The sequence below is a fragment of the Streptomyces barringtoniae genome, from assembly GCF_020819595.1.
In the GTDB taxonomy this organism is placed as follows: domain Bacteria; phylum Actinomycetota; class Actinomycetes; order Streptomycetales; family Streptomycetaceae; genus Streptomyces; species Streptomyces barringtoniae.
On the sequence record NZ_JAJHNP010000107.1, the window covers coordinates 1 to 500 of the forward strand.

Annotated in this window: 1 rRNA gene and 1 pseudogene; one reads left to right on the forward strand and one right to left on the reverse strand. The window is 62.8% G+C overall.

The annotated features are described in order from the left end of the window. Window positions 1-213, forward strand: a pseudogene (locus tag LMU33_RS40925) (hypothetical protein); the annotation flags it as partial. A gap of 88 nt (window positions 214-301) precedes the next feature. On the opposite strand, the gene rrf reads toward LMU33_RS40925, so the two are convergent. Then, a 5S ribosomal RNA gene (gene rrf, locus LMU33_RS40930) occupies window positions 302-418 on the reverse strand. Window positions 419-500: the final 82 nt, after the last annotated feature.

Sequence of the window (500 nt, forward strand, 5' to 3'; positions counted from 1 at the left end):
GCGCCGGTCATCACGGCGGAAGCCGCCGCGGTCACCACGATCACCCCGGTCACCACGGTGGTCGTCGCGCCGGCCGTAACCGCCACGGTCGTTGTCGCGGCGGAAGCCGCCACGGTCGCCCCGGTAGCCACCGCGGTCACCACGGTCACCACTGTCCCGTCGCCGCTGGTCGCGCTCCGGTCGCTCGTCGGGAGAGTTGGTGGACATGGGTGACTCCTGTCTTCGGTACTGCAAGCATTGTAAAAACGAAAGGACCCCTGGTCCCAGCTGAACGCTGGGACCAGGGGTCCTTCCAAAGATTGTTCGGCGGTGTCCTACTCTCCCACAGGGTCCCCCCTGCAGTACCATCGGCGCTGTGAGGCTTAGCTTCCGGGTTCGGAATGTAACCGGGCGTTTCCCTCACGCTATGACCACCGAAACCCTAATGGTTTCGAGCGAACAAGCACACTTTGTAGTTATGCGTTCTACTCAAAGCCGGCAACGGTCGTTGCCTCAGAACT